This window comes from Achromobacter sp. RTa (assembly GCF_000757485.1).
In the GTDB taxonomy this organism is placed as follows: Bacteria; Pseudomonadota; Gammaproteobacteria; order Burkholderiales; family Burkholderiaceae_B; genus Achromobacter.
In genome coordinates this window covers 100,604-126,495 of sequence record NZ_JPYO01000043.1, presented here as the reverse complement: position 1 = coordinate 126,495, position 25,892 = coordinate 100,604, and the positions used below count along the sequence as shown (strand labels likewise).

Here is a 25,892-nt window from a genome sequence, read left to right as displayed (position 1 = left end):
GAAAGACCGTCCTGGAGACTCCTACAGTGTCGACCGAAACTTCACGCTCGCCCTTTTTTGGCACGATGCAGAAAATCCCCGGTGGATTGATGCTGGTGCCGCTGATCCTGGGTTCCCTGATCGGCACCTTCGCCCCCGACGCCCTGGCGATCGGCGGCTTCACCACTGCCCTGTTCAAGAACAGCGCCCTGCCCCTCATCGCGCTGCTGATCTTCGCCACCGGCACCCAGGTCAATGCGCGCACCGGCGGCCCGATCCTGGCCACCGCCGGCACCATCCTGCTGATGAAGACCCTGGTGCCCGCCACCCTCATCATCATCCTGGGCAGCTACGTCGGCCTGGACGGCGTGCTGGGCGTGTCCATCCTGGCGCTGCTGGCCGCCTTCGACAATAGCAACGGCGGCCTGTGGCTGGCCTATACGGGCCAGTACGGCGATGCCCGCGACCGCGGCGCCTACGTGGCCAGCGCGGTCAACGACGGCCCCTTCTTCAGCCTGCTGTTCCTGGGCGCCTCGGGCCTGGCCGACATCCCCATGATCGCCCTGGTGGCGGCGCTGGTGCCCTTCCTGCTCGGCGTGGTCGTGGGCAACCTGGACCCCAAGTGGCGCGACGTGCTCAAGCCCGTGCCCAACATCGTCATCCCGTTCTTCGCCTTCGCGCTGGGTACCGGCATCAACCTGGGCGCCGTCGTCAGCGGCGGCATCAGCGGCCTGATCCTGGGCCTGATCATCAGCCCCATTACGGGCGGCCTGGTCTATCTGGGCTATCGCCTGATCCTGCGCCGTGGCGGCAAGAGCGGCCTGGGCTTCGCGGCCGGCACCACCGCCGGCAACGCCATCGCCACCCCCGCCGTCGTGGCCGCGGCCGACCCCAACTTCCAGCAATACGTCTCGACCGCCACCGCGCAGGTCGCCGCGTGCGTGCTGATCAGCTCCATCCTGGCCCCGGTGCTCGCCTCGTACTTCCTCAAGCGCGCCGGCGAACTCAAGTCCGAGGACGCCGATACGTCGGCGGGCACGCCCGCCGGCCTGCGCGAGGCGCGCGGAGAGGCACTTTGAATCCCGCGATCGCCATCGTCGCCGACGACCTGACCGGGTCGGGCGATACGGCGGTGCAGTTCGTCCGCGCCGGCTGGAGCACGCACCTATCCATCGGCGGCGCCGACGAAGCGCTGTCGGGGCCCGCCACCGCCGGCGTCGAAGTGCTGGCCGTAACGACCAACAGCCGCGCCCTGTCCGCCGCCGAGGCGGCCCAGGTCGTGCGGCAAAACGTGCAGCAGCTGCGCGCCGCCGGCGTATCACGCCTGTACAAGAAAGTGGACTCCACCTTGCGCGGCGCCTTCAAGGCCGAGATCGATGCGGCGCGCGAGGCCTGGGGCCCGGACACGGTGGCGGTCATCTGCCCCGCCTTCCCCGCCACCGGCCGCACTGTGGAGAACGGCGTTCTCCATGTGAACGGCAAGCCGGTCACGGAAACCTCCGCCGCCACCGACCCGGTCACGCCGGTGAAGGAAAGCCACATCCCCACCCTGCTGGGCTGCGCCCACGTGGCCGCTCGGGAAGGCGATACGCCGGAAGCGCTGGCCGGGCGCATCCGGCAGGCCGGCCATACGGTAGTGGTCGACGCCGCGACGGACGCGGACCTGGAGCGGCTGGCCCGCGCCATCGGCCTGCTGGGCGAGCATGCGCTGCCCGTGGGCGCGGGCGGCCTGGCCATGCCGCTGGCCCGGGTCTGGGCGGGCGCCGACCAGACGGCGCCCGTCGTCGTGGTCGTCACGTCCCAGCACAGCGCGGCGCGCGCGCAAGCCGCCGCCCTGCAGGCTTCGGGCGCCGACACCTGGACGCCCTCGCTGGCCCAACTGGCCGATGACGCCGCCTGGCAGGCCTGGAGCCAGCCCCTGGTGCAGACGCACTCGCAGGCCCCGGCCCACGCGGGCACGGTGCTGCTGCTGGCGCCCGAGGGGCAGCTGGAAGGCCTGGATTCCGAAACCGTGGCCGAGCGCCTGGGCGCCCTGGCCGCGCAATTGATCACTGCCTCGCGCGCGGCCGGCGTGGTCGCCACCGGCGGCGACGGCGCGCGCAGCGTGCTGCTGGCGCTGGATGCCCGCGGCATCGCGCTGGTGGACGAAGTGATGGGCGGCGTGCCCCTGGGCACGCTGACCGGAGGCACGGCCGCCGGCCTGCCCGTGGTGACCAAGGCCGGCGGCTTTGGCACCGAAGACGTATTGGTTCGCGCGGTGCGCGCGATCCGCGACAGGAGATTCAAGCGATGACACAATCCCAACCCAACAAGCTGCCGCTGCTGGCCGTGACCCTGGGCGACGTGGCGGGCATCGGGCCGGAGATCACGGCCAAGATGCTGATGGGCCATGACGACCTGCGCCAGAAGGCCCGCCTGCTGGTGGTCGGCGATGTGGACGTGATGGCCAACGCCGTGCGCAGCCTGGGCGCCGACCCCGCCATCGTCCGCAAGCTGGACCGCGCCGCCGACTGCACCAACACGCCCGGCACGATCGAAGTGCTGCAGGCGGGCCCGTCGCTGGCGCACGTCAAGCTGGGCGAGATCAACTCGGACGCAGGCGACGGCTCGGTGCGCTTCGTCACCACGGCATGCGCATTGGCGCGCGCCGGCGAGGTCGACGGCATCGTGACCGCGCCGCTGAACAAGGCGGCCATGCATGCCGCCGGCCACAAGTGGCCCGGCCACACCGAACTGCTGGCGCACGAATTCGGCGTCAAGACCTTTTCGCTCGTGCTCTCGGCCGGCGATCTCTACATCTTCCATGCGACCACCCATGTGTCGTTGCGCCAGGCCATCGAAAACCTGACCCCGGCGCGCATGCGCGCGGTGCTGCGCCTGGCCGGTTCGTTCGCCAAGGCGCTGGGCCGCGGCGACAAGCCGGTAGCCGTTTCCGGCCTGAACCCGCATGCGGGCGAGAACGGCATCTTCGGCACCGAGGACGCCGACATCCTGGCGCCGGCCGTGGCCGAAGCCAACGCGGCCGGCATCCTGGCGGCCGGCCCGATCCCGGCGGACGCCCTGTTCCCGCAGGCGGTGCGCGGCAAGTGGGAGTTCGTGATCGCCTGTTACCACGACCAGGGCCATGCGCCCTTCAAGGCCGTCTACGGCGATGACGGCGTGAACATCACCGTCGGCCTGCCGGTGGTGCGCGTCTCCGTGGACCACGGCACGGCCTTCGACATTGCCGGCCGCGGCATCGCCCGCGAAGACAGCCTGGTCCTGGCCGCCGAGCGCGCCGCTCACCTGGCCCCGGGATGGACGCATGTATGGGAAACTGCGCGGGCACAAACCGGAGGTTGATTTCCATGGCGCCCGCCACGCACGACGCATTGCCCGTTCTTGACCGCTCCGGCGATACGCCGCTGCATGCCCAGGTGGCGGCCCAGCTGCGCGGATACATCCGCGCGAACAAGCTGGCGGCCGGCGCGGCGCTGCCCAGCGAGGCCGCCCTGTGCGAACGATTCGGGGTGGCGCGCAGCGTGGTGCGCCAGGCGCTCGCCGCCCTGGCCGCCGAAGGCCTGATCCAGCGTGAAAGCGGGCGCCCCGCCACCGTCGCGGCTCCCCAGGAGCATCGCCGCCTGGTGCAGCGCTCCACCGGCCTGTACGAGCAGTTCGCCCAATCGGGCGTTGCCCTGCAAACCCGCGTGCTGGCCTTCGCCCGCGCCGAACCGCCGGCCGAGGTGGCCGAGTTCTTCGGCACGCCGCAGCTGCTGCTGCTGGAACGCCTGCGCCACGTGGCCGATGCGCCCCTTGCCTATGTGCGCACCTGGCTGGCCATCGACACCGTGCCCGGCCTGCGCGCCGAAGACCTGGCCGACGCCTCCCTGCACGGCGTGCTGACGCGCCGCTTCGGCCTGCGCCCCGGCGCGGGACGCAACCAGATCCGGGCGGTCGCGGCCGATGCCAGGCTTGCGGACCTGCTGGCCACGCCGGCGGGCACGCCGCTCTTGATGCTGCAAGGCCGCGGCATGGACCAGCACGGCCGGCCGCTGGAGTGGTTCACCACTTGGCACCGCGCGGAGCAACGGGTATTCGACGTGGACGTCAGCGTGGGCCATGAAAGCGTCCAGCCCCGGCTGCAGGCGCCGCCCGACGCCGCGCCCGATGCGCCCGGCACGCCCGACGGGCAAGATCCGCTGGCCCGCGCTCAGGCCCTCGTGGCCGAGCTCTCGGCCGAACTGGCCAGGCTGCGCGGCCAGCGCTGAAGCCCCCGCGCTCGCCCGCTTCCGGGCCACCGCGCGCTCATAGCGTCATGGTCGGCTGGTCTTCGATCCGGAAGAACAGGGCGCTCGGCCCCATGATGCCCGACGCGTCCAGATACTCGAACTCGACGCGCTGGCCCGGCGCGGCCACCTGCCCGAAGTGCTCGACCCGGTACATCACGCCCCCGATGCGATAGTTGTGGACCAGCGTGGAAACGTTCGAGTTGGTGGCGCGCAAGCGATAGGTCACGACTTCCTCCACCAGGCCGCGCACCCCGTGCTTGTAACGGGCGCGCTTCAGCCTGGGGCTGCGCATGCCCAGCACGAGCCCCATGAGAACGAAGAACGCGGCCAACAGGATCAGGGGCCCCAGGAACAGGCTGCCGGCCAGCGCCGCCAGGGCGAGCGCGTAGAAGAACTTGCGCACGCCCAGCTCTTCCTTGCGCACGGCCTGGCGGTCGGCATCGCTGACTTCCTCGACCGAATTCCAGGCCTGCGCGCTCATCGGGTATTCGGCCCGCAGCAACACGGGCGGCGCATCGGGCTGCAGAGGCAGCAGATGCAGTCGCACGGGCAGGTCCGTCAGCGCCGCGGCCGTCATGGGCCGGAAGCCATCCCGGGTATCCCTCGTGATCTCGTTCCATAACGGCAGGGCCACGTCCACGCGCTGCTCGCCGAAGGCGTAGCAGATGCCGGGCCTACCGGCCGGACCGAAGCCCGTCAGATGGCCGGAAACGATCTGCTTGGGGACGCGCCCCTTCAAGACCCGGTTGAAGCGGCGCCAGGCGCGCGGCAGGCGCCACAGTCTGCGTCCAAGAAAGACCGCGAAGCCCGCCATCGCCGCCGAGCACAGCAGGACCACCACGCCGTCTCCGCCGCGGCGCAAGCTGCGGTCGGATGCGAACAGGACGATGAACAGGATCGCGCTGCTCGCCAGCAGCAGGAACATCAGGCTGGCGAACACGGCCGTCAGCGATCTCCCACGGCGGCTGCGCCGCAGCAGTTGGATGTCCTCGTCGGTCAGCGGTTCTTCCGAGACTTGCAGGGTTGCGCTCATGCGTGCATTGCGCCATGGGCGCGCTCAATAGGTCCCATAGGGAACCTCCACGGCCAAGGGCTTGCCGCCCTGGGCCGGGCGCAGCGCATAGGCATGCACCATGCCGTCGTCGCTGGCCAGCGGCGCGTCCCGGCGCTCCACGGTATAGCGCTGGCCATCGAGTTCCAGCGTGCGCGGCGCGACCGCCCGGGCCTGGGCAGGCAACAGCAAGCCCCCCAGCCCGTCGGCCATGTCCGGGAACTCGTAGTCCAGCAAGGCCTCTTCCGCGCGCAGCAGCTGCACGCGGGGCCGATACGGCGCGGCGTCCAGGTTCCAGCCGTTGACCAGATCGGTGATCCACGGGCCCGGAATGCCATAGGTGCCGTCCAGCTCGGCTTCGCCGATCTCCGGCCCGACCACGACCAGGCAGCACACGGTCTTGCCGGCCCCGAGATCGTAGGCCGCCCACTTGCTGCCCGCGGCGGCGGCCTCGGGCAGCATGGAGAAGCGATATTGCTGATTGAACTGGGCGTCGGACACCTTGCGCCAGGCGCCGACGATGGGCGGCTGCGCCGACGCCGTTGCCGAGCTGGGCGCGGGCTGCCGCGCCTGGCAGGCCAGCGTCATCGCCATTCCCGCGATCAGGGCTGCTGTTTTGAGCGGTAAACGGATCATTTCCTGTCCTTGGACGGATTGGCGCGGCCCTAGCCCGGCAGCCTGCCCTTCTTGCGCGTCGCGCGCTCGGCCAGCCGCAGCGCCATATCCTGTTGGCGCTGCATCAGTTCGGCGATCTGCTCGGCGTAGAGGTCGGTGAGGTCGCCTCCCAGGGGCTCCGGATCGGCCATGTCATCGATCACCACGACCGTCCCCGCCTGGTCCACGCCCCAGATCCGGCTGCCGTCGCCCACGATCTTGAGCACGGGCAGGATGCCGGACACACCGGCCTCGGCGAGCTGGCGCTGCTGCGCCGAGATGCTGGCCCATTCGGGCAACTCCGGCGCATCGATGCCCAGCAGCACCAGGCCGCGCCAGAAGGTCCAGGCGGGGCCGACCTCGAACTCCTTCGCTTGCGGCCAGGCTTCCTCGCGCGCCATCACGCACAGACCGTTGGTGCGCTGGCAGAAGGCCGTGAGCGCCGCCGGCAGCGGGAAGCCGACGGCGGCCTCCAGCTCGGCGATCGATTCCGCGCCAGGCGCGGGCGCCGCCACGACCTCGAAATACTGGGTGTCCACGGGATCCAGGATCTCCCAGATGCGTTCGTGAAACTGTTCGGCGGTCATGGTCATGCAATCTTCCTGAAGCTAAGAAAAATCCCGGCCCGCCGCAAAGGCGGAAACCGTGAAGGCGCACCACTATATCCTTGAATGCGGCGGCCCGGCGGACGCGCCGGTAAAGCCCGCGAGCCAGCCTCGCGGGTCGGCGTCCGCGGCGGGAATCCGGAAAAGAAGAATGGATGCGGCCGCACCCGGCAGGCCGCTACGCGGCTAGCTGCCGCGCCAGGGCCTTGCGGTCCACCTTGCCCACCGCGTTCTCCGGCAGGCGTTCCACCCATAGCACGTCGCGAGGCACATAGATCCGGCCCAGGCGCGCCAGCACCTCGGCCTGGATGGCCGCCGCGTCGGGCGCAGGCTCGCCGGCGCGCTGCACGAAGATCACCGGCACTTCGCCCAGGTCCTCGTCCGGCGCTCCAACGACGCAGCAGGCCGCCACGCCCGGCAGGCCGGTGACGACGCCTTCGACCAGCGCGGGCGAGATGTTCTCGCCGCCGCGGATGATCACGTCCTTGATGCGGCCGGTGATGCTCAGGTAGCCCTCTGCGTCGAACCGTCCGAGGTCGCCCGTGCGCAGCAGCGACGGCGCACCCTCGCCGCCTTCCACGCCCAGGTATCCCAGCATCAGGCTGTCGCCCGCGATGCAGATCTCGCCTTCGCCGCCCGGCATCGCTTCGGCGCCGTCGGGCAGCCGCAGGGTGACGCTCTGCCCCGCCAGCACCGTGCCCACCGAACCGACGCGGCGCGCGCCGGGCGGATTCATCGTCGAGGTGCACGTGGCCTCGGAAAGCCCGTAGGACACGACCAGCGGGCAACCCAGGAAGGCCTCGATGCGCCGGTGCAGCGCTTCCGTGATCGGGGCCGAGCCGCAGCGCGCGAAACGCAGGCCCGCGAGGCTGTCCCGATCGAATTCCAGCTCCAGCATGCGGGCATACATGGTGGGCACGCCCGTAATGATGGTGGGCCGGAACGCGCGCAGCAGGCCGGGCATGTCGTCGGCGCGGAAGCGGCCCGCCAGCGCCACGCTGGCCCCGGCCAGCAACGGCGCGAAAATCTGGTTGTTCAGCGCGTTGGTGTGATGCAGCGGCATCACGTGCAGCAGGCGGTCTTGCGGGGTCAGCCCCGTGTGCGCGAGCACGCCGCGGGCATTGTTCGCCAGGCCGCGATGGCTCAGGAGCACGCCCTTGGGGTTTCCCGTGCTGCCGGAAGTGAACAGCAGCAGGCCGGGATCCTGGGGCGCCACCTCGCCGGCGCCGGTCCAATCCTGCGGACCGTGCGCGATGCGTTCCGCGTCCAGCCGGCGCGCCGGCGCCAGGCCGCTGGCCTGGGCGGTTCCGGCATTGGCTTCGTCGTAGAGCATCCATTCCAGGCCGACCGCCGCCACGCGCCTCGCGGTCTCGTCGGCCGCCAGCCGGGGCTCCAGCGGGCACGGACACGCGCCCGCCGCCATCACGCCCAGTATGGCCAGCACCTGTTCCAGCGAGCGCTCCATGGCGACCGCCACATAGGCGCCGCGCGCGACGCCGGCGGCGCGCAGGCCGCCCGCGACACGCCCGACCCGGCGATGCAGGTCCTCGTAGGCCAGCACGCCCTGCGCGGTCACGATGGCGGGGCGCGCCGCCCACTGCGGCTGGATCCAGGCGCGCGCGCACGCCGCCGCCAGGGTGGCATCGACTATCGTCATGCTGGCCTCCTAGCGGAGCGTGACCGCAGCGTCGCGTTCGAACTGCCCGTCCGCATCGAGCTCGCGCAAGGCGCGGGCCTCGGCGGCGGTGGGCGGCGCGGACGGCGCCGCGCCCGTGGCGTCGAACTCGAAACCCGTGCGCTCGCGCACCTCGGACAGGCTGGACTCGGGATGCCACGATTGCAGTGCGAGCCGCCCGTCGCGCTTGATGAACACCGCGATGGGCGTCACCACGCCATGGAACCCGCCCCAGGACGTCATGAAGTCCAGCTTGGGCACGAAGGTGCGGCGCGAATGCTCCGTGCGCCATGTGCAGGCGCGCCTGGCGGTCGGCAGCATCACCGCGCCGCCCCCGCCGCCCGGCAGCCGCACCTTGGGCTCGTGCCAGTTGCCGATGCAGGAATTGTTCGCGCAGCCCTCTCCGTCTATCTGCGCCGCGCCCAGGAAGGTCAGATCCATGCGGCCGCGGGTGCACAGATCGTAGAAGTCCTCATTCGAGAAAATCGACGCGGTGTGTTCCGCCAGCACCGGATCCGAGCTGGACAGCGGGATGTGCGAAGGCCGCGGGTTCACGCCGCCGGCCACGTTGATGTAGACGAAGTCCCAATCGTAGGCGCGCTTGGCCAGCAGGCAGGCCAGCATCGGCATGGTGGAGTTCACGCCGCTGAACGTGATCTCGTCCGGCCGGATGAAACGCGCCAGGTTGGTCACGATGTACGAAAAGCCCGACCATTGCTCAGCCATGATTCACCTCCCGCGCTTCGGGCGCCGCGGCCATGTGCGCCTGCAGATCGCCCTGCTTGTCCATGTATGCCTCCACCGCCGGATAGTCGATGGCGTAATCGGGCCAGCAGGAGCCTGGCCATGCGCCCTGCGGCACCACCGCGTACGCCTGCACCATGAAAAACGGGATCAGGGTGGATTCCGGATTGGCCTCGAACACGGCGCTGTCCACGAGCTTCTCGGCCACCACCAGCACGCTGCCCGCGGCGCGCGACATGATGCGGTCCCAGTGCGCCGTGCCCTGCACGCGCACGTTGCCCTGCGCGTCCACCTCGGAAGCCTGGATCACGGCGAAGTCGGGCCGGATGGCCGGCACCACCCAGGTCTTCTGCCCGCTTCCGTAGGGATCGTCCAGGCACTTCCAGCCATTGAGTTCGGGCAGCCCGCTGCCGTGCAGGCCTCCGCAAGGCTGGAACGGCACGCCGAACGCGGCCGCCCTCAACCCCGCGGTAAGGCTGGCGCAGGCATGTTCCTCCAGTTCGATCTCGCGGCGCTCCACGGCCTTGCGGTACCAGGGCGCCAGGCCGAAGTTCCCTTCCATGGCGACGATGCCCGCGCGCACGCGGCGCAGCGCGCCCGCGCGGCACAGGATGTCCACGTCATAGCCCGGCGACTGCTTGACCAGTTCCAGGTCGCGCCGCCCCTGGCGGATCAGTTCGCGCACGAAGGCGAACGGCCCGCGGTGCAGAAAGCTGCCGCCCAAGGCGATCGACGCGCCGTTGGGCACCAGCGCCGCCAGCTCCGCCAGCGAGCACTGCTTGTTCTTCTGATTGAATCCCGATGCCATGTTGTCTCCTTTGCTGCTTTGTCTTGTGCCGCTAGCGCGCCTGCAGATACGCCGCCACGCGCGCCTTCAGGCCGGGCTGGGCCGCCGAGCGCACCAGGCGGGCCAGATCGGCGTCCGGCGTTTCCGTCGACAGCGCTTCATATAGCTGGACGCGGCTGGAGCAAGTCAGGGCGGATGCCGTTTCCAGCGCCTGCTGTTCGATGTCCGGCCATTCCTGCGCCGTGGCGAGCCTGCTGGCGAAACCGTCCCGCAAGGCCTCTTCCGCACTGAACGTGGCGGCCTGCTCCAGGACGGCCCGCGCGCGCTCCGCGCCCACCAAACTGGCGAAACGCCGCGTGCCCAGCACCAGGCCGAACTTCAGCCCCGGCATGCGGAACGTGGCGTCCGGCGCGCTCACTCGCCATTTGCAGGCCCCGAACAGGTCCACGCCCGCGCCGAAATTGCGGCCATGCGCCAACGCCAGGGTCAGGCAGGGCGAGCCCGCCAACCGCTGCAGCAACATCTCGATGCGCACGAAACGCAGCAGCAGGTCGCCTTCGCTTTGCGCCTGCCAATCGCCGAAATCGAAACCCGCGCTGAAATTCTTGCCCTCGCCCTTCAGCACGATGAGCCGGGCGCCCTCCGCCTCGGCCTCGTCCAGCGCCGCAATCAACGCCTCGACCAGGTCGGCCGACAAGGCGTTCATCTTTTCGGGCCGCGCCAGCGTAAGCACATGCCGGGCGCCTTGTTTGTCGATGCGCAGCGCCCCGCTCATGCCGCCGCTCCTTTCTTGCCCGCGCGCAGCGCGCCCAGCACTTCGTCGTTGTGCTCGCCCAGCGCGGGCGGACGGCGGCGCAATGCGGTCGTCTCGCCATCGAAGCGCACCGGCAGGCCGAAGGTGCGCGTGCGCACGCCGTTGGGCAGCTCCACCGGCTGCACCCAGCCCATGTGTTCCACCTGCGGGTCGGCCAGCACTTCCGAATAGGTGTTGATCGGCGCGCACGGCACGCCCGCGGCGCGGAAGCGCGAGAGCCAGGCCTGCGCATCCTCGGCCTCGAAGATCGCCTCCAGGATCTCGCGCAGCGCGGTCTGGTTGCGCGCGCGGGAGATGGTGTCGGTAAAGCGCGAATCGGACAGCAGGTCTTCGCGGCCGACGGTGGCGCATACGCTCTTCCACAGGGCCTGGTTGCCCGCCGCCATGCCGAAGTAGCCGCCCTTGCACCGGAAGGCCTGGTACGGCGCGTTGCGCGGGTGCGCCGAACCGAGCTTGACCGGATCCCGGCCGCTGCCGAAGAACTCCGAGGTCTGCAAGGCAGCGATGCCCAGCGTGGCGCCCAGCATCGGCACGTCGATGTGCGTGCCCTGCCCGCTGGCCTGCGCCGCGCGCAAGGCCGACGCGATGGCGAAGGCGCCATACAGGCCCGCCGAAAAATCCGCCACCGGCACGCCGCACTTCACAGGTTCCCCGCCGGCTTCGCCCGTCACGCTCATCAAGCCGCTCATGGCCTGGATCGTCAGGTCGAAGCCGCCTTCCTGCGAACGCGGCCCCGACTGGCCGTAGGCCGAAATCGAGCAATAGACCAGCTTGGGATTCGCTTCGCGCAATTGCGCGTAGCCCAGCCCCAGGCGATCCATCACGCCCGGCCGGTTGTTCTCGATCAGCACGTCCGCGGTGGACGCCAATTCGCGCGCCAGGGCCAGATCGCCCGCGTCCTTCAGGTTCAGCGTCACCGAACGCTTGTTGCGGTTGAGGGACGCGAAGTTCTCGCTGTAGCCGTCGGAGATCGGCGGCCAGCTGCGCAGCGTATCGCCGCCTTCGGGATTCTCGACCTTGATGACGTCGGCGCCCATTTCCGCCACCAGCAGGCCGAAAAACGGGCCCGCCGCGACGTTGCAAATCTCCAGCACCGTGATGCCGGCTAGTGCCGCACTGGGTGTCATGTCTGACCTCTCGTTATGAAAATTCAATATTTGGGACTCGAAAAATATTATAAGAGCGAGCCTGTTGGCAGTGGCATCATGCCGCTCTGGCAGATGAATCCTAGTGCAATCCCTAGGTTACCCGCTTAATTCTTGACCAGCATATCACCGTGTGGAATTCTACGTAAATCATTTATTGATACATACATCCTAATATTTAGGATTTATAAAATGACGGCAGCCACGAATGCGCCCGCAGCCGCGGCCGCTCCCCACGCATGCCGGCACCAACGGCACCAAAGGAGACTTCCATGAATAAGTTGTGGCGCATTGCCCTGGCGGGCGCGGTCCTGGCGCTGGCGGGCGGCCCCGCCGCGGCCGACGCCTGGCCCGCGAAACCCGTGCGCATGGTGGTGCCGTTCCCGCCCGGCGGCGCGACGGACGCCGCCGCCCGCATTTATGCGCAGCACCTGGGGGACTACCTGGGCCAGAGCGTGGTAGTGGAGAACAAGGCCGGCGCCGGCGGCGAAATCGGCGCGGAGTACGTGGCCAAATCGCCGGCCGACGGCTACACGCTGCTGATGGGCGCCGTGGGCAGCCATGCGATCCATGCCGCCATGCCGGACAAGCCAGGCTATGACTTCGGCACCGCCTTCGTCGGCGTGTCCATGGCCACCAGCATGCCCATGGCCGTGGCGGTGAACAGCAGCAGGATCCCCGCCAAGAATGTCCAGGAGCTCATCGCCCTGGCCAAGAGCAAGCCCGGCGCCATCACCTACGGATCGGCGGGGCCAGGCACTTCCCAGCACATGGCGGGCGAACTCTTCCAGGTCGCGACCGGCGCCCGCCTCATGCACGTACCGTACCGCGGCAGCGGCCCGGCGATCACGGATTTGCTGGGCGGCCAGATCGACATGGTCATCGAAACGCTGCCCGCGCTGCTGCCGCAGCTCGCCAGCGGTAAGATCCGGCTGCTGGGCGTCACCACGGCCAAGCGCGCCACGGCGCTGCCCGATCTGCCAACCCTGATCGAACAGGGCGTCAAGGACTACTCCGTCGCGACAACCTACGCGCTGCTGGCGCCGGCCGGCACTCCGCCCGCCGTGGTGGACAAGCTCTCGGCCGGAATGCAGAAAGCCGCCGCCATGCCCTCGGTGCAGCAGGCCGCGCTGAAGCTGGGCGCCGATGCCGTGGCCACCACGCCCGCCGACACCAGCCGCGTGCTCAAGCAGGAAGTTTCCCGCTGGGCTGAAGTCGTGCGCCTGTCGGCAGCCAAATGACCGCACCGCAAACGGCGTCCTCGAACGCGGACCTGGCCATTGTCGGCGGCGGCTCGGTGGCCGTCAGCTTTCTCTATCAGTTCCTGCTGTCCCTGGATCCCGCCCGCCGCCCTCCCGTTATCCGCCTGTTCGAACCGCAGGCCGAGCCTGGCCCGGGCGGCGCCTACCAGGACGATCTTTCCAGCAACCTGCTCAATATCCCGGCCGGCAATATGTCGGCGCTGGCCGACCATCGGCTGGACTTCGTGGAATGGCTGCGCGCACAGGATCCGGCGTGGCTGCGCGCGCACGGCGCTGACACCATCGCCCCCTCGGATTTCCTGCCCCGCCCGCTGTTCGGCGCCTACATGCGCGCGGTCTATGCGCGCGCCCAGGACCTGGCGCGCGCGCTGGGCACCACGCTCACGCACACGCGCAGCCGGGTGCGCCGCGTGGCGCCGCTGCCTCTCGGCGGCGCGCGCATCGAGCCCGAGCAGGGCCAGCCCTGCACCGCGCGCTATGTGGCGTTATGCAATGGCAACCTGCCCTCGCAGGCATTCCCGGAACTGCGGGACGCGCCCGGCTACTTCAATAGCCCCTATCCCGTGCAGGCGCTGGCCGGCGGCATCGCGCCGGATGCCGCCGTCTGCGTCATCGGCACGAGCCTGAGCGCCGTGGATGCCGTGGCCGCCCTGCAGCAGGCCGCCCATCGCGGCCCTATCCTGTGCGTGTCCCGCAATGGCCGCCTGCCCTCGGTGCGCAGCCCCCACAACCGGCCGCCGGACAGCCTGCGGCAACTCAGCCGGGACGGCGCCATCCAGCTTGCCGCGAGGCATGGCGGCGGCCTGTCCGTGGACGTGATCGCCGCCGCGCTCAAGGAAGAGGTGCTGGCTCTGGGCGGCAGCGTGGACACGGACGATCTGTTCGGCCTGGCGGGCGATGCGCGGATGGCGCTGGACGAAGAGATCAGGCGGTCCGCGCTGGCGGCCCGGCCGTGGCAGGCCGTGGCGGCCGCGACCAACGCCGCCGTGGACCAGATCTGGCATCTGATGCCCGACGCGGAACGCGGCAGGTTCCAGTCGCAATGGCGCTCGCTGTGGATGGCGCGGCGAGCCACCTTCCCCATGCGCAATGCGCTGAAGCTCCAGAGCCTGTTCCGCGCGGGCCAGCTGCAAATCGGCGCCGGCTACCTCGACAGCCGGCACGACGGCGCGAGCGGACTGTTCCACACCCGCCTGCGCGGCGCCTCCGGCGAAATCTCAACGCATTCCAGCCGCTATCTGGTCAACGCCACCAGCTTCTCCGTGGACGCGCTGCGCACGGATGATCCGCTGGTGGCCACCCTGTTGCGGGAGGAACATGCGAAGCCCGATCCCCATGGCGGCCTGGCGCTGGACTACGGCACGGGCTGCCTGAAGAACGCGCGCGGCGAGATCCAGCCCGCCCTGTCCGTACTGGGCAGCCTCGCGGGCGGCACGTATTTCTGGACCACGTCCATGGACGTGAATTCGCGGCTCGCCCGCGACCAGGCCCGCCGCATCGCCAAGGAAATTGCGCGGCCGGCCGCCCGATGACTGGCCTGTGCAAGGCTCGATTTAGTATGAACAGGCCCTAGCCCAGAAAACCCCGGCGGTAGCCCATCCCCTGCGAAATGGACTGGGCGCAGGCCGACACCTCGGGCGCCAATTGCTTCATCCTGGCCGCGCTCAAGCGGTCCAATGGGCCGGATATGCCCACCGCGGCCACGGGCTGGTCCAGGCTGTTGAGCACGGTCACGGCCAACCCGCCCACGCCTTCGCGCCATTCTCCCCGGTTGACCGCGTAGCCGGCGCGCGCGATCTTGTGCAGCTCGTCCTTCAGCAGGGGCATGGACACGATGGTCGAAGGCGTGTGGCGCAACAGCTTGTCGGCATAGCGTTCGACATAGCCGTCGGCCTGATAGGCCAGCAAGGCCTTGCCGGTTGCCACGGCATAGGCGGGAGCCCGCCCTCCCACCATGGAATAGGCGCGTATCGGTTGCGGGCTGTCGATCTTGTCGATGTAGACCACGTCGAAACCGTCCAGCACCGACAGGTGCACGGTTTCGCCGGTATGGTCCGCCAGCGCGCGCATGAACGGCGCGGCCAGCTTGCGCACATCCAGTTGCGCCAACTGGCGGGCCGCAAGCTCGAACAGGCGCACGGCGCCGCGATAGCCGCCGCCGTCGTCGTCCTTGATCACGTAGCCGGCGTGTATCAGCGTCTGCAGGGTGCGGTGGGTGTTGCTGCGGGTCAGCCCCACCCGGGCCGCCAGCGCGTCGATGGTGCGCGGCGGATTGTCCACGTCGGTCACCGCCTCCAACACCATGAGGCCTTTGAGCAGCGTCTTGTCCATGGTTTTTCCTAATATTTAGGACGGAAACATAGCACGAGACGCCGTGCGGGAACAGGCTTTCGCGTCGCGCTAGGCGATGGCGGCCCGCACGGCTTCCGAACGGTCCCACAGATTCGGCACGCTTGCCGAGGAATAGCCCGATACGAACGGCTTGGCCTGCCCGGTGGCGGGGTCGTAGACATGGCGCGACACCGCACCGATATTGCCGCCGTACATGTGCACGCTGATGGACACGCGGTCCGCGTGCGCATTGGAGACGCGGTGGATGTCCCCTTCGGCCGGCGACAGGCGCTCCACGTCGCCCGCCTGAAGCGTGGTGGCGGCGCCCTCGGGCGCGATGCGGCCCGCCGTGTCGCGGACGTAGCGCTGGTTCACTTCAGCACCGCGCAGCATCCCCACATAGCCCCAGACCTCGTGATCATGCACCGGCGTGGACTGCCCCGGCCCCCACACGAAGCTCACCAGCGAAAACCGCTCAAGCGGGTCGCAGTGCAGCAAATATTGCTGGTAGTACTGCGGATGCGGCGCGGTACAGGACTCGGGCAGCCAGTCATCGTGGCGCACCAGATCGGCGAATGCGGCTTCGAGCTCCGCGCTCTGCTCCAGCGCGTTCGGGGACGCCAGCCGCGTCGCGGTGGCGATGAAACGGCGCAGCCGGTCCAGGCCGGCGGGTGATTCAGGCATTGCGTTTCTCCAAGACGGATCGAAATCCCAGATTGAAAAAGCAGTATCCACCATTCGGGACGGATGCGCATCCATGCCCCTGCGGCGGGCACGGCCATCGTCGCAGGCTATTCTTGACAGGCCCGAGCCGGGCCGTGCAGCGTATCGGACTGCGTTCAGGATAGATCATGAAGAATCCGCATCAAGACATTCCCGCCACGCTGGCGCGCGCGTTGCAAGAGGCGCGCCGCGTTGTCGTATTCACCGGCGCGGGCGTCTCCGCCGAAAGCGGTATCGCCACTTTCCGGGATGCCCTGACGGGCCTGTGGTCCCGCTTCGACGCGCAGGCGCTCGCCACGCCCGAGGCGTTTCGCTCCCATCCCGACATCGTCTGGGGCTGGTACGAATGGCGGCGCGCCCAGGTGCTGCGCGCCGAGCCGAACGCCGCGCATCGCGCCATTTCGCAGCTGGCGCGGCACGTGCCCGGGCTCACCGTCGTCACGCAGAACGTGGACGACCTGCACGAGCGGGCTGGCAGCACCGGTGTCGCGCACCTGCATGGAAGTCTGCATGCGCCGCGCTGCTCCGCTTGCGAAGCGCCGCAAATCTTTGCCGACGGCATCCCCTCCGAACCGGAGGAAGGGCGGCGCATCGCCCCGCCCGCATGTACACGCTGCGGCTCGGCGGTCCGGCCGGGCGTCGTGTGGTTCGGCGAAAGCCTGCCCGGCGATGCCTGGAATGCCGCCATCCATGCCGCGGAGCACTGCGACCTGCTGTTGAGCATCGGAACCTCTGCGCTGGTCTATCCGGCGGCCGAGCTTCCGCAGCGCGCGCTGGCCGCGGGCGCGATGGTGGCGCAGATCAATCCCGCCGCCACGCCGCTGGATGCGCGCGCCCATCACAACCTGCGCGGCGCCGCCGCCGAGATCATGCCCGGGCTGCTCGCCAGCGCGGGATTCGAACCGCCGCAAACGCCCTAGCACAACGCTGCCCGCGCGTCTCGCGGAGTGAAGATTCGTGAGGATGTGGAGCGCCTATGTCGCGCGGGATCCACGCCGTCCGCGGTGCCAGGGGAAACCCCAAATCCCTCCTTCCGCGCTGCGGGATACAGTGACGGAATAGGTTTGGCCGTGGAGACCATCATTCCGTTTTCCTGGAGACTTCCCGACGTGTTCGTACGCTCGCCAGACGGTGTTCTGCATCGTGTGGTGCGTCACGCCACGACCACGGAAACCATCGCCAAGCTCGAAAGCATGCCCAGCAATTACCATCTGGATTGCGAATGCATGCTCGACAATGGCGAGACGCTCTCCTGGATCGGCAACGACCAATACCGCCAGTTGAATGGCGGCGCGATCTTCACCGCCGAATCCGTCGTCACCACGCCTCGCGGCGAATCCCGCAAAAGCGGCACCCCGAAAGCAGGCGTGCGCGATGCGCGCAGAAAACCTGTCCAGCGCAAGAAACTTGCCGCGGGCCAAGGCCACGTACCATTAGCTGTCGTCAATTTGAAAACCGGCAACGACTGGAGCCTGATACGCGCATGGCGCGAGCATCTCAAGATCAGCACCGCTGACATGGCTGCCCGGCTAGGCGTCGACCACTCCATCTATATCGAACTGGAACGGCCGCGCCCGCGGCCCCGGCAGGCCATCCTGGACCGCGTGTCGGAAGCCCTGGGCGTATCTCCGGAACAGCTCGATGATTCATTGTTAGGAGGACATTTTCATTGACCCAGCGCCGGAACATCAAACTTCCCGCCTGGCGCTCTGAAATGCTCCAATGACTTTGGCGCCGCATACATAATGACCCGCGCATGGAGGTATGAATATGCTCGGCACAGCAAGACGACTTACCGACGTCCTCGCCACCGCCCCGGATGGCACGCTGTATCGCATTGAACGCTTTGTCTCGGATCCCGACGCCTACTCCGCGCTGGGAACGTCCCGCTTCGACCCCAAAACCCACTGCGTGTGCCGTACCAGCGCAGGCGACAAGGTCGCATGGCTGGGCGGGCAGGCCTATCAGCTGCTAAAGAGCGGCACGGCATTGACGGCGGTGGACCGACGCCGGCAATAAATGGCATCCAAAACAAAAGCGGCTTGATGACAGGTCATCAAGCCGCTTTTTCTTTCGCGGGGAACCGCGGCAATTCCGCAATTCCAAATTGGGTTGGCGCGCCCGGCAGGATTCGAACCTACGACCCCCTGGTTCGTAGCCAGGTACTCTATCCAGCTGAGCTACGGGCGCCCCGAAAGAGGCGTGTTTATACCATGGAAAAAGCGTGGCGCGCAAATCGGATGCCCCCCCAGACGCGCCATCCGCCATCGCCGGCGCCTAGTTTGCGCCAGATCAAGATAGGCGGCCGGCCTGCGCAGTACGCTGGATATGTACGCGACGGATCCTCCCCGGCGCGGACCAGACATCAGGCATTCGGCATGGCCAAGAAGTTTCCCCTGCACCCCAAGCACCCCGAGCGCATTTGCTGGGGCTGCGACCGCTACTGCTCCACCGATTCGCTAGCCTGCGGCAACGGTTCGGGCCGCACCATGCACCCCGCCGAACTGCTGGGCGAGGATTGGTACACGGTGGGCGATTGGGGCTTCGACGACGACGAAGCACAGCCCCAGGATGGCGGCGCGAAGCCGCAGCCGGCGTCCTGATCCCCCGGGCCGCCGCGCGCCTTCCACGGACACGCCGCCCCCTCTTCTCCTTGCCGCTATCGCTCGCCATGCACAGGCGGGCCCCATCGCGCGCCGCCATTCGGGTGTTGGCGTGAAATGAGTGGTGGCCCGCTGCGCTTGCCTCTAGCCTACGTTTTCCCTGCCGCCGATCGGAAACTCCATGTTTTCGCCGCGCGAATTTTCAGATCGGGAAAGATATTCCGCGCGCGATCAAACCATGAAGGAGCTGAAGAAATAGTCCGAAAAACCTAGTTCACGCATCCGCCGCCGCAAAACTTAAACATCAAAAAAATAATTGGATTTTTGTGCAAACCGGACAGATTATGCCTTTCACAAGCGGGGATTCCTTCCACACGAAATGCCCTCGGCGCCGCGCCCGCCGCCGGGATTACTTGTCCCTATTTCCATCCAAAGGAAGTCGCATGAAGATCAAAAACTTGTTGCGCACATTTTTCCTGGGTATCTCAACTGCAGCCCTGGCCGCCGGATGCTCCACCGCCCCGCCGGCGCAGGAATCAGGATTCCTTTCGGACTACTCGATGCTGCGCCAGGCCCCCGCTCCTGGCGGCGGCACTCGCCTGGTTTACTTGAACTCCGCCTTCACCCCAGCGCGCTATCACGCAGTCTGGCTCGACCCCATCGTCTATTACCCGGAGCCCAAACCCTCCGCGGACGTATCGATGGAAACCTTGGTGCAGATCCGCAATGCGGTCAACGACACGCTGCGGCGCAAAATCGGCGAGCAGGTAAGGCTGGTCGATCGGGCCGGGCCCGGCGTGGCCCATGTGCGGATCGCGATCACTGCGGTCGGAACCCGGACGCAGTCGTTGGAGGCCTACCAGTACATTCCCATCGCCCTGGTCATGACCGGCGCCAAGGCTGCTCTGGAAGGAGGCATGCCGCGCGACGCGACGGTCGCCATCGAATCCAGGGTCACGGACAGCATGTCGGGCGACCTGTTGTACGCGTCCGTCCGGGGAGGCACTGGCGAACGGGTCGCGAACGCCACGCAAGGCAGTGGCGGCGTCCAATTATCCAAGCTGCAGCCGCTGATCGACGAATGGACGACGGGAGCCGCCCAGGAAATCCGGAAATACGTCCAGTAAAGATAATGCGGCGGGGCCCGCGCCTCGGCACGCGCCACGGAAAAACCAGCCCATCCAGATTACCGCGGTTCAATTAGCTCGAAAAAAATCGTTTTGTTTGAAGCCTCTCGTGAACTTCAGCACATATCATATTGGAGCGATAAAAATGAAGCTAACACGTCGCAAATTCAACGCAGCCAGCCTTGGCCTGCTCGCTACCAGCGCCCTGGGAGCGCGCGCCCATGCCGCCGACGGCTTGGTGGCGGACTTGCCGGAAGGCAATGAACAGTTCGCGCTGGCGACCGACGCCTATATTTATGCCTACCCCCTCGTGACGATGGAAATGACCAGAAGGGTCATAACCAATGTCGCCGAACCGAAGGGAACACGGGCGCCGATGGGGCAGCTCATCAAATTGCGCCACTATCCGGATGCCAAGTTCCGCGACGTGACGGCGCCCAATGCCGATACTCTTTACACCACGGCCTTCTTCGATGTGGGTGACGAACCCTGGGTGGTGAGCCTGCCCGATCTGCACGACCGCTACGCTCTGTTCCCGATGCTGGACGGCTGGACGACGGTGTTCGACGTGCCCGGAAAACGCACGACCGGCACGGGCCAGCAGACCTTCGTGGTGACCGGGCCGAAGTGGGAAGGATCGATCCCCCAAGGCATGGTCCAATACAAATCGCCCACCAGCATCGTCTGGCTGCTGGGCCGCATTTACTGCGCCGGCACGCCGGAAGACTATGCCGCAGTCCACAAGCTCCAGGACGAGGTGAAGCTCTGTCCGCTGAGCGCGTGGGGCAAGGAATGGACGCCTCCCCAGGGCAAGGTCGATCCAGGCATAGACATGAAAAAGTCCGTGCGCGACCAGGTCAACGATATGGACGCGGTTGAGTACTTCACGCTGTTTTCAGAGCTGCTGAAGAGAAATCCGCCGAACGCCGCCGACGCGCCCATGGTGGAGAAGCTTGCTTCGATAGGCATCGTGCCGGGCCGGGATTTCGACAAGACCAAGCTCGACCCTGCCCTTGCAAAACGCATCCCGCAAGTGGGCTTCGGCAGGATCATGACGCACTTCAAGGACAGCGACGGCGACATCCAGGACATCGACGGCTGGGGGTTCACGACGAAGACCGGAATCTACGGCACCAACTATATCCAGCGCGCCCTGATCACAGCGATCGGCCTGGGCGCCAACCGCCCGCAGGACGCCATCTATCCCACGTCGCTGAAGTCGGATAGCGGCGCCATCAAGCGCGCCTACAACGGATCCGAGAAATACGTGCTGACCTTCAAGAAGGGGCTCACGCCTCCCGTTTCGGGGTTCTGGTCCCTGACCATGTACGACGCGGCCTACTTCTTCGTCGACAACCCGCTGAACCGCTACTCCATCAGCGCCCGCCAGCCATTGAAGGCGAAACCGGACGGTTCGATCGATCTGCTCATACAGCATGAATCCCCCGGCCCCGAGCTGGAATCGAATTGGCTGCCCGCGCCCAAGGGGCCGTTCATCCTGATGATGCGCCTCTATTGGCCCAACGAGAGCGATCCGTCGATCATCAATGGCTCATGGAGCATCCCCCCCGTAAGAAGGGTGAGCTGACACCGGGATTGCGCCGACGGCGCCTGGCTGGATTTGCGCTCATGGAGGCGCGCTGGATTCGATCCATCGCGCCTCCCCCTGGGGAGGGTTTGCGATGAAAAAGAAAATCACCGGCTGCCTGGTCTGCGGCCTGCTCTACGCCGGATCCGGCTTTGGCGCCGAACCGGGTGCCGTTGCGGCCACGGACGCGCAGCGCTCGGATGAATGGGAGTTTGCAATAACTCCCTATTTCTGGGCGGCGGGGCTTTCCGGAAAGGTATCCCAACCCCGCTTGCCGGTAATCGATCTGAACGCGGGTTTCGACAAACTGTTCGATAACCTCGACTTCGGCGCGATGCTGATCGGCGATGCGCGCAAAGGCCGCTACAGCATTTTCGGCGATCTGATCTATACCAAGATCGGCGCGCAGGGAGATACCCCTCGCGGCATCCTGGCGACCAGCGCCGACGTAAAGACGTCGACCTTCGCCGGGTTGCTGGGCGTGGGCTATAACGTCCTCGAGAACTCGCCGCACCGGCTGGATGTCGTCGCTGGGCTGCGGGTGTGGTCGGTCGACACCGACATCACCCTGAAGGGCGCGCACCTGAATGGCCGGACGCGCAGCGACGGGGCCACGTGGGTGGACGGCTTGGTGGGCGTGCGTGGAAACTACGTTCTGAGCCCCAAGTTCTACCTCACCGGCTGGGGGCTGATCGGCGCGGGCGGAGCAGAAGCGGATTGGGATCTGGGGCTAGGCGTCGGCTACAACATCAGCAAGAACGTCTCGGCCGCCCTGGGCTACCGCGCCGTGGGCGTGGACTACAGCAAAGGGAACTTCAAATTCGACACCGTGCTGCAAGGCCCGATGGCCGGCTTGACGATCCGCTTCTAGGAGCTGCCACGCCGGCATCCAGGGCTGCACTGGCGTGCATCTCCGGCGGCAGGCGGCGCAAGCAAACCGCGAAACGCGGCACAAAACAAAAAGGCCTTCGATGCGAGATCAAAGGCCTTTCCATTTTCTTTGCTGTATTGGCCAAGTTTGCGTGAAACTTGGCGCGCCCGGCAGGATTCGAACCTACGACCCCCTGGTTCGTAGCCAGGTACTCTATCCAGCTGAGCTACGGGCGCTCCGGCAAAGAGGCAAAATTATATCAGAAAAATCTTGCCCTTCTACTTCTGTATTGCTTAGTTCTTGCTTGTTTTTTGGCGCGCCCGGCAGGATTCGAACCTACGACCCCCTGGTTCGTAGCCAGGTACTCTATCCAGCTGAGCTACGGGCGCGTTTCAAAGCAAGCCTTGCATGATAGCGTTATTTCATAGACTGCGCAAGCCCCGTCCTAGAGACCTGGGTGGTGGGGACTGCCGAGGCGGCCGATGCACAGGAAGGGGTGCATTCTCATCATTGTCGCGCGGCCCGGCTCAGCAGTAAAAAACGTGCGTATCTCGTGCCTATCCGAACCTGCCACCTACCCGCCTCAAACAATCGCTCAAAGATGAGTGAGGAACATCTCAATAAGTGGCCGGCTACTTCTTTTGAAGAGGTGCGTTTCTATGCTCTCCCATCTTCGTCACTTGAAGCTCCCCCTGGCCGCTCTCGCTACGGTAATTGCGCAGCAATCCGCCTACGCTCAGGTTACGACACCCGCCGAAGCGGCCACCACCACGAGCGCCGCAGCCCTTGGACTGGTCGATCTGACCAACGATCTTTCTCGTAAGGACCTGTTCAACGAAATCCTGAAAATAGACGCGGCGGCAGGATCCACAGACCCCTCCCAGTATTTCAATCTTTACAATGCCTTCCGCTTCCCCGACGATGTCAAAGTAGATGCGGTTCTCAAGACTCCACGCACAAACTCGTTGTTCGGCGTGGATATCAGCCATCACACCCACCCAGCATTTCCCATTGAACAACTGCGCAAAAGGGAAGTTCACTTCATCTACATGAAGGCCACGCAGGGCGCCAAGTTTCTCGACCCAAAGTTCTCAACCTTTTGGAGCCGAACGGGAAAGTTGCCGAAGGGCAGCGAAGTTCATCGCGGCGCCTACCACTTTCTCTCCAGCGGCGACGGCACAATCCCTCCGGCGGAATGGGGAAAGGCCCAAGGCAGAACATTCGTCAAGGTCATCAAAGCAAACGGAGGGCTGCTCGAAACAGACATGCCCCCTGTCGTGGACTTGGAGTGGGACAAGGCCAGTTCGGCATCTAAAGATCGCTGGACGGAACGCAAGCCCGACGAAATTATCGAAATACTCGTCGCTTTTCTGTCAGTCGTCGAAACAGAACTCGGTCGCAGACCGATGATCTACACGGCCCGGTCATGGTGGAACGAGCGGATAGGCTCCGAAAAAAAGATGGAGTCCCTTTCACGGTATCCGCTATGGATAGCGGACTACTCCAAGACATCCCAGGCGAATGAAACGCCCAGGACCATCAATGGCACTAAATGGGCGCTGTGGCAATACACGGACTCGGCCAAGATGGCCATCGGCTTCAACGAAGCTTTCGATGCCAATATTTTCAAGGGCGAGCCTGCCTCGTTCTATACCATCCTTAGCGTCAAGGCGTTCCAATGAAACATCCAGCAACGCTGAAATTCGGGTGCATTGCCGTCTCGTTGACCGCAGCCGCCTTCGGAGCGGAGCCAGAACCCTATTCCGGAACATGCGCGAACGGCGCCCCCGCTCATGAAGCCAAATATTGCCCATATTTCGAGCATTTTGACGCCACGCCTGGGAGCCGCCAGTTAGACATCCGCATAAAAGATGCATTGCGCGTCTCCGATAGCAGCGCCACGCGAGCCATAGGGTTGGTGATCGCCATCGACTCGTATCCGAACATGCCGAACGGCAACCTGCCCGCAGCCAAGGTGGACGGTGACCGTCTTGTACGGTTTCTCATCGAGAATCAGAAATTTGATGAAGTTATTGTGCTGCGAAACGAGAACGCATCGGCCGACAACATCAACTACTTTCTGCACAAGTACCTGCCAAATCGCGCAACAGAATTTAATAAGATGGCTAGACTCCTGATCGCCTACTCTGGCCACGGTCGATATGGAACATCAGACGGACAGACCGACGTACCTGCCGCGTTTGTATTGAGCGCGGCCAAAGACCCAGGCGGATTCGAAAACATGTATCGCATGCAAGAATTCGCCTCGGCAGTGGAAGCGCTCGCAGCGCGCTATTTCCACGTCCTTACTCTCGTCAACGCGTGCTACGGCGGGAATTTCTTTACCAGTGGCAAGCCAGGCGGAAATCCAGACACATTCGTGCAACGAGGCTCCTACGCGCTCACAGCGGGATCCAGCGACGACTTTGTACTCTCACTGATTCCTAAACGAGGCAGTATCTTCTTCGATTTGATCATCGAGGGCGTTTCCACCGGTGAGGCGGATCCGCTGTATTGGGAGGCCTATAGCGTCATTGGCGACGACGGAGAAAGGGTTCAGCAGAAAGGCCTCACGCGCACGCTTGCGTTGACGACCTACCTTTCCAGCAGCTACGCCAAGATTGTGCGTCTTAACTCCAAAGCGGATTCCAAGTTCAACCTTAGCGCGCCTTGGATAGGTCCAGCGCAACAAGGCATTGCCTTCGGCGGCTTTTTCTTCTTGTCTGACCGCGGCAACGGCGGCACCATGACAGCCGCCAATGCCTACGGCATATCTCCACCACCTTCGAAGCCCGATAAGTTCGGCGTTCCTGACGCTGTAGTCACGGCCACCGCCACGCCCGTCAATCTCCCCCAGCCGCCAAGTAAATCGCGAACTACTGAAGGGATAGTTGTGCCGCCAGGACCTGTCAGCGGCATTCCCGGCAGACCTGAAATAAAGATCTTCAAGCCGCCGGATATTTACCCGATCAAAGGCTTCGATCTGTCATCGGCCGACGGAGAGATCGATTGGAAGACATTTTCACGCGAGAACTTCCCTCGCTTCATCTACGCCCGGGCCGCAGGCTGGGCAGGTCCTGATCAGACCTTCAAAAACCGTTGGTCGAACGCCAAAGCCCTGCAGATAGATCGGGGAGCCTACCTGAAGTACGACTACTGCCTATCACCCGCCGATCAGATGAAACGTATGGCCCATATCGTACCCTTCGAGCCCGACTCCTTGCCCGTTGCAATAGAAATCGTACATCCCAAAGGCGAAAGCAAGCGACAGCTGGATTGCCTGCAGACCATCGGAACGAACCAGGCCAAGACAGGCATCCTCGATCTGGCATCCAGGATTCGCGACCACTATAAAAAAACCCCGCTGCTCTACGGGAATCGCTACAACCTGGCGACGTTCCTGGATGATCGTTCCAACGAGTTCATGATTTGGCTGGGTAGCTATGGAGCGACGGGAGTAAAGTTGAGCGGCCGAAATCCCTGGACGCTTTGGCAATACTCCGGCACGCTCAATGTCAAGGGCGTAGGCCCCAAAACCACCGGCGAAGTGTTCTTTGGAACCGAAGCGCAGTACCGCCTGTTCAAAGACGGGAAAGGGAATGTAGCCTTGAGGGCGATCGATTAAGCGAGCCCCCCCACGTGGCACCCAATACATTGCCAATACG

General features: G+C 65.9%; 25 protein-coding genes and 3 tRNA genes. 15 read left to right on the top strand and 13 right to left on the bottom strand.

The features are described from left to right. The first annotated feature begins 26 nt into the window (after positions 1-26). The 4 genes from JL37_RS23595 to JL37_RS23580 are packed head-to-tail and all read left to right on the top strand — an operon-like array spanning position 27 to position 4,226. Positions 27-1,058 carry a 2-keto-3-deoxygluconate permease gene (locus tag JL37_RS23595; RefSeq protein WP_043547364.1) on the top strand — a complete coding sequence of 344 codons (1,032 nt, stop codon included), beginning with the start codon at positions 27-29 and terminating at the stop codon, positions 1,056-1,058. Beyond that, positions 1,055-2,272 carry a D-threonate kinase gene (dtnK, locus tag JL37_RS23590; RefSeq protein ID WP_043547362.1) on the top strand — a complete coding sequence of 406 codons (1,218 nt, stop codon included), beginning with the start codon at positions 1,055-1,057 and terminating at the stop codon, positions 2,270-2,272. The genes JL37_RS23595 and dtnK overlap by 4 nt, the downstream gene beginning before the upstream one ends. After that, positions 2,269-3,321: a 4-hydroxythreonine-4-phosphate dehydrogenase PdxA gene (gene pdxA / locus JL37_RS23585; protein WP_043547361.1), complete on the top strand. Its 1,053-nt coding sequence runs from the start codon at positions 2,269-2,271 to the stop codon at positions 3,319-3,321. Before dtnK ends, pdxA begins: the two co-directional genes overlap by 4 nt. 5 nt (positions 3,322-3,326) lie before the next feature. Then, a complete protein-coding gene (locus JL37_RS23580; protein WP_043547531.1) occupies positions 3,327-4,226 on the top strand; it encodes a GntR family transcriptional regulator in 900 nt (299 codons plus the stop codon). 37 nt (positions 4,227-4,263) lie between these two features. Here the strand turns inward: JL37_RS23580 and JL37_RS23575 are convergent, their stop codons facing one another. The 8 genes from JL37_RS23575 to JL37_RS23540 all read right to left on the bottom strand — a co-directional run bounded on the left by JL37_RS23575 (position 4,264) and on the right by JL37_RS23540 (position 11,704). Continuing rightward, on the bottom strand, positions 4,264-5,280 hold the full coding sequence (locus JL37_RS23575; protein ID WP_043547360.1) for a hypothetical protein: 1,017 nt from the start codon (positions 5,278-5,280) through the stop codon (positions 4,264-4,266). Positions 5,281-5,304: 24 nt separating this feature from the next. Then, positions 5,305-5,934 carry a hypothetical protein gene (locus JL37_RS23570; protein ID WP_043547359.1) on the bottom strand — a complete coding sequence of 210 codons (630 nt, stop codon included), beginning with the start codon at positions 5,932-5,934 and terminating at the stop codon, positions 5,305-5,307. 29 nt (positions 5,935-5,963) lie between these two features. Continuing rightward, entirely contained in the window at positions 5,964-6,545 is a 582-nt protein-coding gene (locus JL37_RS23565; RefSeq protein WP_052097571.1) for an SMI1/KNR4 family protein, read from the bottom strand. A 190-nt stretch (positions 6,546-6,735) separates the two neighbouring features. After that, positions 6,736-8,214: a class I adenylate-forming enzyme family protein gene (locus tag JL37_RS23560; RefSeq protein WP_043547358.1), complete on the bottom strand. Its 1,479-nt coding sequence runs from the start codon at positions 8,212-8,214 to the stop codon at positions 6,736-6,738. Between the two features lie 9 nt (positions 8,215-8,223). Continuing rightward, positions 8,224-8,958 (bottom strand): CoA-transferase subunit beta, encoded by a 735-nt coding sequence (locus tag JL37_RS23555; protein ID WP_043547357.1) that lies wholly within the window; start codon positions 8,956-8,958, stop codon positions 8,224-8,226. Next, positions 8,951-9,784 carry a CoA transferase subunit A gene (locus tag JL37_RS23550; protein WP_043547355.1) on the bottom strand — a complete coding sequence of 278 codons (834 nt, stop codon included), beginning with the start codon at positions 9,782-9,784 and terminating at the stop codon, positions 8,951-8,953. The genes JL37_RS23555 and JL37_RS23550 overlap by 8 nt, the downstream gene beginning before the upstream one ends. A 31-nt stretch (positions 9,785-9,815) precedes the next feature. Then, positions 9,816-10,538: an enoyl-CoA hydratase/isomerase family protein gene (locus JL37_RS23545; RefSeq protein WP_043547351.1), complete on the bottom strand. Its 723-nt coding sequence runs from the start codon at positions 10,536-10,538 to the stop codon at positions 9,816-9,818. Next, a complete protein-coding gene (locus tag JL37_RS23540) occupies positions 10,535-11,704 on the bottom strand; it encodes a CaiB/BaiF CoA-transferase family protein (RefSeq protein WP_043547350.1) in 1,170 nt (389 codons plus the stop codon). The genes JL37_RS23545 and JL37_RS23540 overlap by 4 nt, the downstream gene beginning before the upstream one ends. A 290-nt stretch (positions 11,705-11,994) precedes the next feature. Between JL37_RS23540 and JL37_RS23535 the strand changes: the two genes are divergently transcribed. Next, positions 11,995-12,963, top strand: coding sequence for a tripartite tricarboxylate transporter substrate binding protein (locus JL37_RS23535; RefSeq protein WP_043547348.1), 969 nt, complete (start codon positions 11,995-11,997; stop codon positions 12,961-12,963). Further along, on the top strand, positions 12,960-14,516 hold the full coding sequence (locus JL37_RS23530; RefSeq protein ID WP_231570419.1) for an FAD/NAD(P)-binding protein: 1,557 nt from the start codon (positions 12,960-12,962) through the stop codon (positions 14,514-14,516). The genes JL37_RS23535 and JL37_RS23530 overlap by 4 nt, the downstream gene beginning before the upstream one ends. 37 nt (positions 14,517-14,553) lie before the next feature. On the opposite strand, the gene JL37_RS23525 is transcribed toward JL37_RS23530, so the two are convergent. Then, positions 14,554-15,315: an IclR family transcriptional regulator gene (locus JL37_RS23525; protein WP_043547346.1), complete on the bottom strand. Its 762-nt coding sequence runs from the start codon at positions 15,313-15,315 to the stop codon at positions 14,554-14,556. A 69-nt stretch (positions 15,316-15,384) separates the two neighbouring features. Beyond that, positions 15,385-15,999: a cysteine dioxygenase gene (locus JL37_RS23520; RefSeq protein ID WP_043547345.1), complete on the bottom strand. Its 615-nt coding sequence runs from the start codon at positions 15,997-15,999 to the stop codon at positions 15,385-15,387. A gap of 167 nt (positions 16,000-16,166) precedes the next feature. Between JL37_RS23520 and JL37_RS23515 the strand changes: the two genes are divergently transcribed. The 3 genes from JL37_RS23515 to JL37_RS23505 all read left to right on the top strand — a co-directional run bounded on the left by JL37_RS23515 (position 16,167) and on the right by JL37_RS23505 (position 18,057). Continuing rightward, positions 16,167-16,958, top strand: a complete 792-nt coding sequence (locus JL37_RS23515) for an NAD-dependent deacylase (RefSeq protein WP_043547344.1) — start codon at positions 16,167-16,169, stop codon at positions 16,956-16,958. A 150-nt stretch (positions 16,959-17,108) separates the two neighbouring features. Then, positions 17,109-17,711 carry a helix-turn-helix domain-containing protein gene (locus JL37_RS23510; protein WP_043547529.1) on the top strand — a complete coding sequence of 201 codons (603 nt, stop codon included), beginning with the start codon at positions 17,109-17,111 and terminating at the stop codon, positions 17,709-17,711. A gap of 97 nt (positions 17,712-17,808) precedes the next feature. Continuing rightward, complete coding sequence (locus tag JL37_RS23505) at positions 17,809-18,057, top strand: hypothetical protein (RefSeq protein ID WP_043547343.1); 249 nt, start codon at positions 17,809-17,811, stop codon at positions 18,055-18,057. Between the two features lie 94 nt (positions 18,058-18,151). Here JL37_RS23505 and JL37_RS23500 read toward each other — a convergent pair. Beyond that, positions 18,152-18,228: transfer RNA gene (locus JL37_RS23500), tRNA-Arg, on the bottom strand. Positions 18,229-18,416: 188 nt separating this feature from the next. Between JL37_RS23500 and JL37_RS30760 the strand changes: the two genes are divergently transcribed. From JL37_RS30760 to JL37_RS23480, 4 genes are all read left to right on the top strand, one after another. Beyond that, positions 18,417-18,641 (top strand): DUF3079 domain-containing protein, encoded by a 225-nt coding sequence (locus tag JL37_RS30760; RefSeq protein ID WP_043547341.1) that lies wholly within the window; start codon positions 18,417-18,419, stop codon positions 18,639-18,641. 443 nt (positions 18,642-19,084) lie between these two features. Next, positions 19,085-19,768, top strand: a complete 684-nt coding sequence (locus JL37_RS23490; RefSeq protein WP_052097570.1) for a DUF3313 domain-containing protein — start codon at positions 19,085-19,087, stop codon at positions 19,766-19,768. A gap of 145 nt (positions 19,769-19,913) precedes the next feature. Further along, positions 19,914-21,356: a DUF1254 domain-containing protein gene (locus JL37_RS23485; protein WP_043547340.1), complete on the top strand. Its 1,443-nt coding sequence runs from the start codon at positions 19,914-19,916 to the stop codon at positions 21,354-21,356. A 94-nt stretch (positions 21,357-21,450) separates the two neighbouring features. Continuing rightward, complete coding sequence (locus JL37_RS23480; protein WP_043547339.1) at positions 21,451-22,227, top strand: hypothetical protein; 777 nt, start codon at positions 21,451-21,453, stop codon at positions 22,225-22,227. A gap of 159 nt (positions 22,228-22,386) precedes the next feature. Here JL37_RS23480 and JL37_RS23475 read toward each other — a convergent pair. After that, positions 22,387-22,463, bottom strand: a tRNA-Arg gene (locus tag JL37_RS23475). Positions 22,464-22,539: 76 nt separating this feature from the next. Further along, positions 22,540-22,616, bottom strand: a tRNA-Arg gene (locus tag JL37_RS23470). 270 nt (positions 22,617-22,886) lie between these two features. Between JL37_RS23470 and JL37_RS23465 the strand changes: the two genes are divergently transcribed. Together JL37_RS23465 and JL37_RS23460 are read left to right on the top strand one after the other, a co-directional pair. Further along, complete coding sequence (locus JL37_RS23465) at positions 22,887-23,909, top strand: GH25 family lysozyme (RefSeq protein WP_043547338.1); 1,023 nt, start codon at positions 22,887-22,889, stop codon at positions 23,907-23,909. Next, entirely contained in the window at positions 23,906-25,852 is a 1,947-nt protein-coding gene (locus JL37_RS23460) for a GH25 family lysozyme (protein ID WP_081955183.1), read from the top strand. Before JL37_RS23465 ends, JL37_RS23460 begins: the two co-directional genes overlap by 4 nt. Positions 25,853-25,892 lie beyond the last annotated feature (40 nt).

Coding starts and splice junctions, on each gene's coding strand:
- pdxA (WP_043547361.1), top strand. CDS start 2,269: ATGACACAATCCCAACCCAACAAGCTGCCGCTGCTGGCCGTGACCCTG.
- JL37_RS23580 (WP_043547531.1), top strand. CDS start 3,327: ATGGCGCCCGCCACGCACGACGCATTGCCCGTTCTTGACCGCTCCGGC.
- JL37_RS23575 (WP_043547360.1), bottom strand. CDS start 5,280: ATGAGCGCAACCCTGCAAGTCTCGGAAGAACCGCTGACCGACGAGGAC.
- JL37_RS23570 (WP_043547359.1), bottom strand. CDS start 5,934: ATGATCCGTTTACCGCTCAAAACAGCAGCCCTGATCGCGGGAATGGCG.
- JL37_RS23565 (WP_052097571.1), bottom strand. CDS start 6,545: ATGACCATGACCGCCGAACAGTTTCACGAACGCATCTGGGAGATCCTG.
- JL37_RS23560 (WP_043547358.1), bottom strand. CDS start 8,214: ATGACGATAGTCGATGCCACCCTGGCGGCGGCGTGCGCGCGCGCCTGG.
- JL37_RS23555 (WP_043547357.1), bottom strand. CDS start 8,958: ATGGCTGAGCAATGGTCGGGCTTTTCGTACATCGTGACCAACCTGGCG.
- JL37_RS23550 (WP_043547355.1), bottom strand. CDS start 9,784: ATGGCATCGGGATTCAATCAGAAGAACAAGCAGTGCTCGCTGGCGGAG.
- JL37_RS23545 (WP_043547351.1), bottom strand. CDS start 10,538: ATGAGCGGGGCGCTGCGCATCGACAAACAAGGCGCCCGGCATGTGCTT.
- JL37_RS23540 (WP_043547350.1), bottom strand. CDS start 11,704: ATGACACCCAGTGCGGCACTAGCCGGCATCACGGTGCTGGAGATTTGC.
- JL37_RS23535 (WP_043547348.1), top strand. CDS start 11,995: ATGAATAAGTTGTGGCGCATTGCCCTGGCGGGCGCGGTCCTGGCGCTG.
- JL37_RS23530 (WP_231570419.1), top strand. CDS start 12,960: ATGACCGCACCGCAAACGGCGTCCTCGAACGCGGACCTGGCCATTGTC.
- JL37_RS23525 (WP_043547346.1), bottom strand. CDS start 15,315: ATGGACAAGACGCTGCTCAAAGGCCTCATGGTGTTGGAGGCGGTGACC.
- JL37_RS23520 (WP_043547345.1), bottom strand. CDS start 15,999: ATGCCTGAATCACCCGCCGGCCTGGACCGGCTGCGCCGTTTCATCGCC.
- JL37_RS23515 (WP_043547344.1), top strand. CDS start 16,167: ATGAAGAATCCGCATCAAGACATTCCCGCCACGCTGGCGCGCGCGTTG.
- JL37_RS23505 (WP_043547343.1), top strand. CDS start 17,809: ATGCTCGGCACAGCAAGACGACTTACCGACGTCCTCGCCACCGCCCCG.
- JL37_RS30760 (WP_043547341.1), top strand. CDS start 18,417: ATGGCCAAGAAGTTTCCCCTGCACCCCAAGCACCCCGAGCGCATTTGC.
- JL37_RS23490 (WP_052097570.1), top strand. CDS start 19,085: ATGAAGATCAAAAACTTGTTGCGCACATTTTTCCTGGGTATCTCAACT.
- JL37_RS23485 (WP_043547340.1), top strand. CDS start 19,914: ATGAAGCTAACACGTCGCAAATTCAACGCAGCCAGCCTTGGCCTGCTC.
- JL37_RS23480 (WP_043547339.1), top strand. CDS start 21,451: ATGAAAAAGAAAATCACCGGCTGCCTGGTCTGCGGCCTGCTCTACGCC.
- JL37_RS23465 (WP_043547338.1), top strand. CDS start 22,887: ATGCTCTCCCATCTTCGTCACTTGAAGCTCCCCCTGGCCGCTCTCGCT.
- JL37_RS23460 (WP_081955183.1), top strand. CDS start 23,906: ATGAAACATCCAGCAACGCTGAAATTCGGGTGCATTGCCGTCTCGTTG.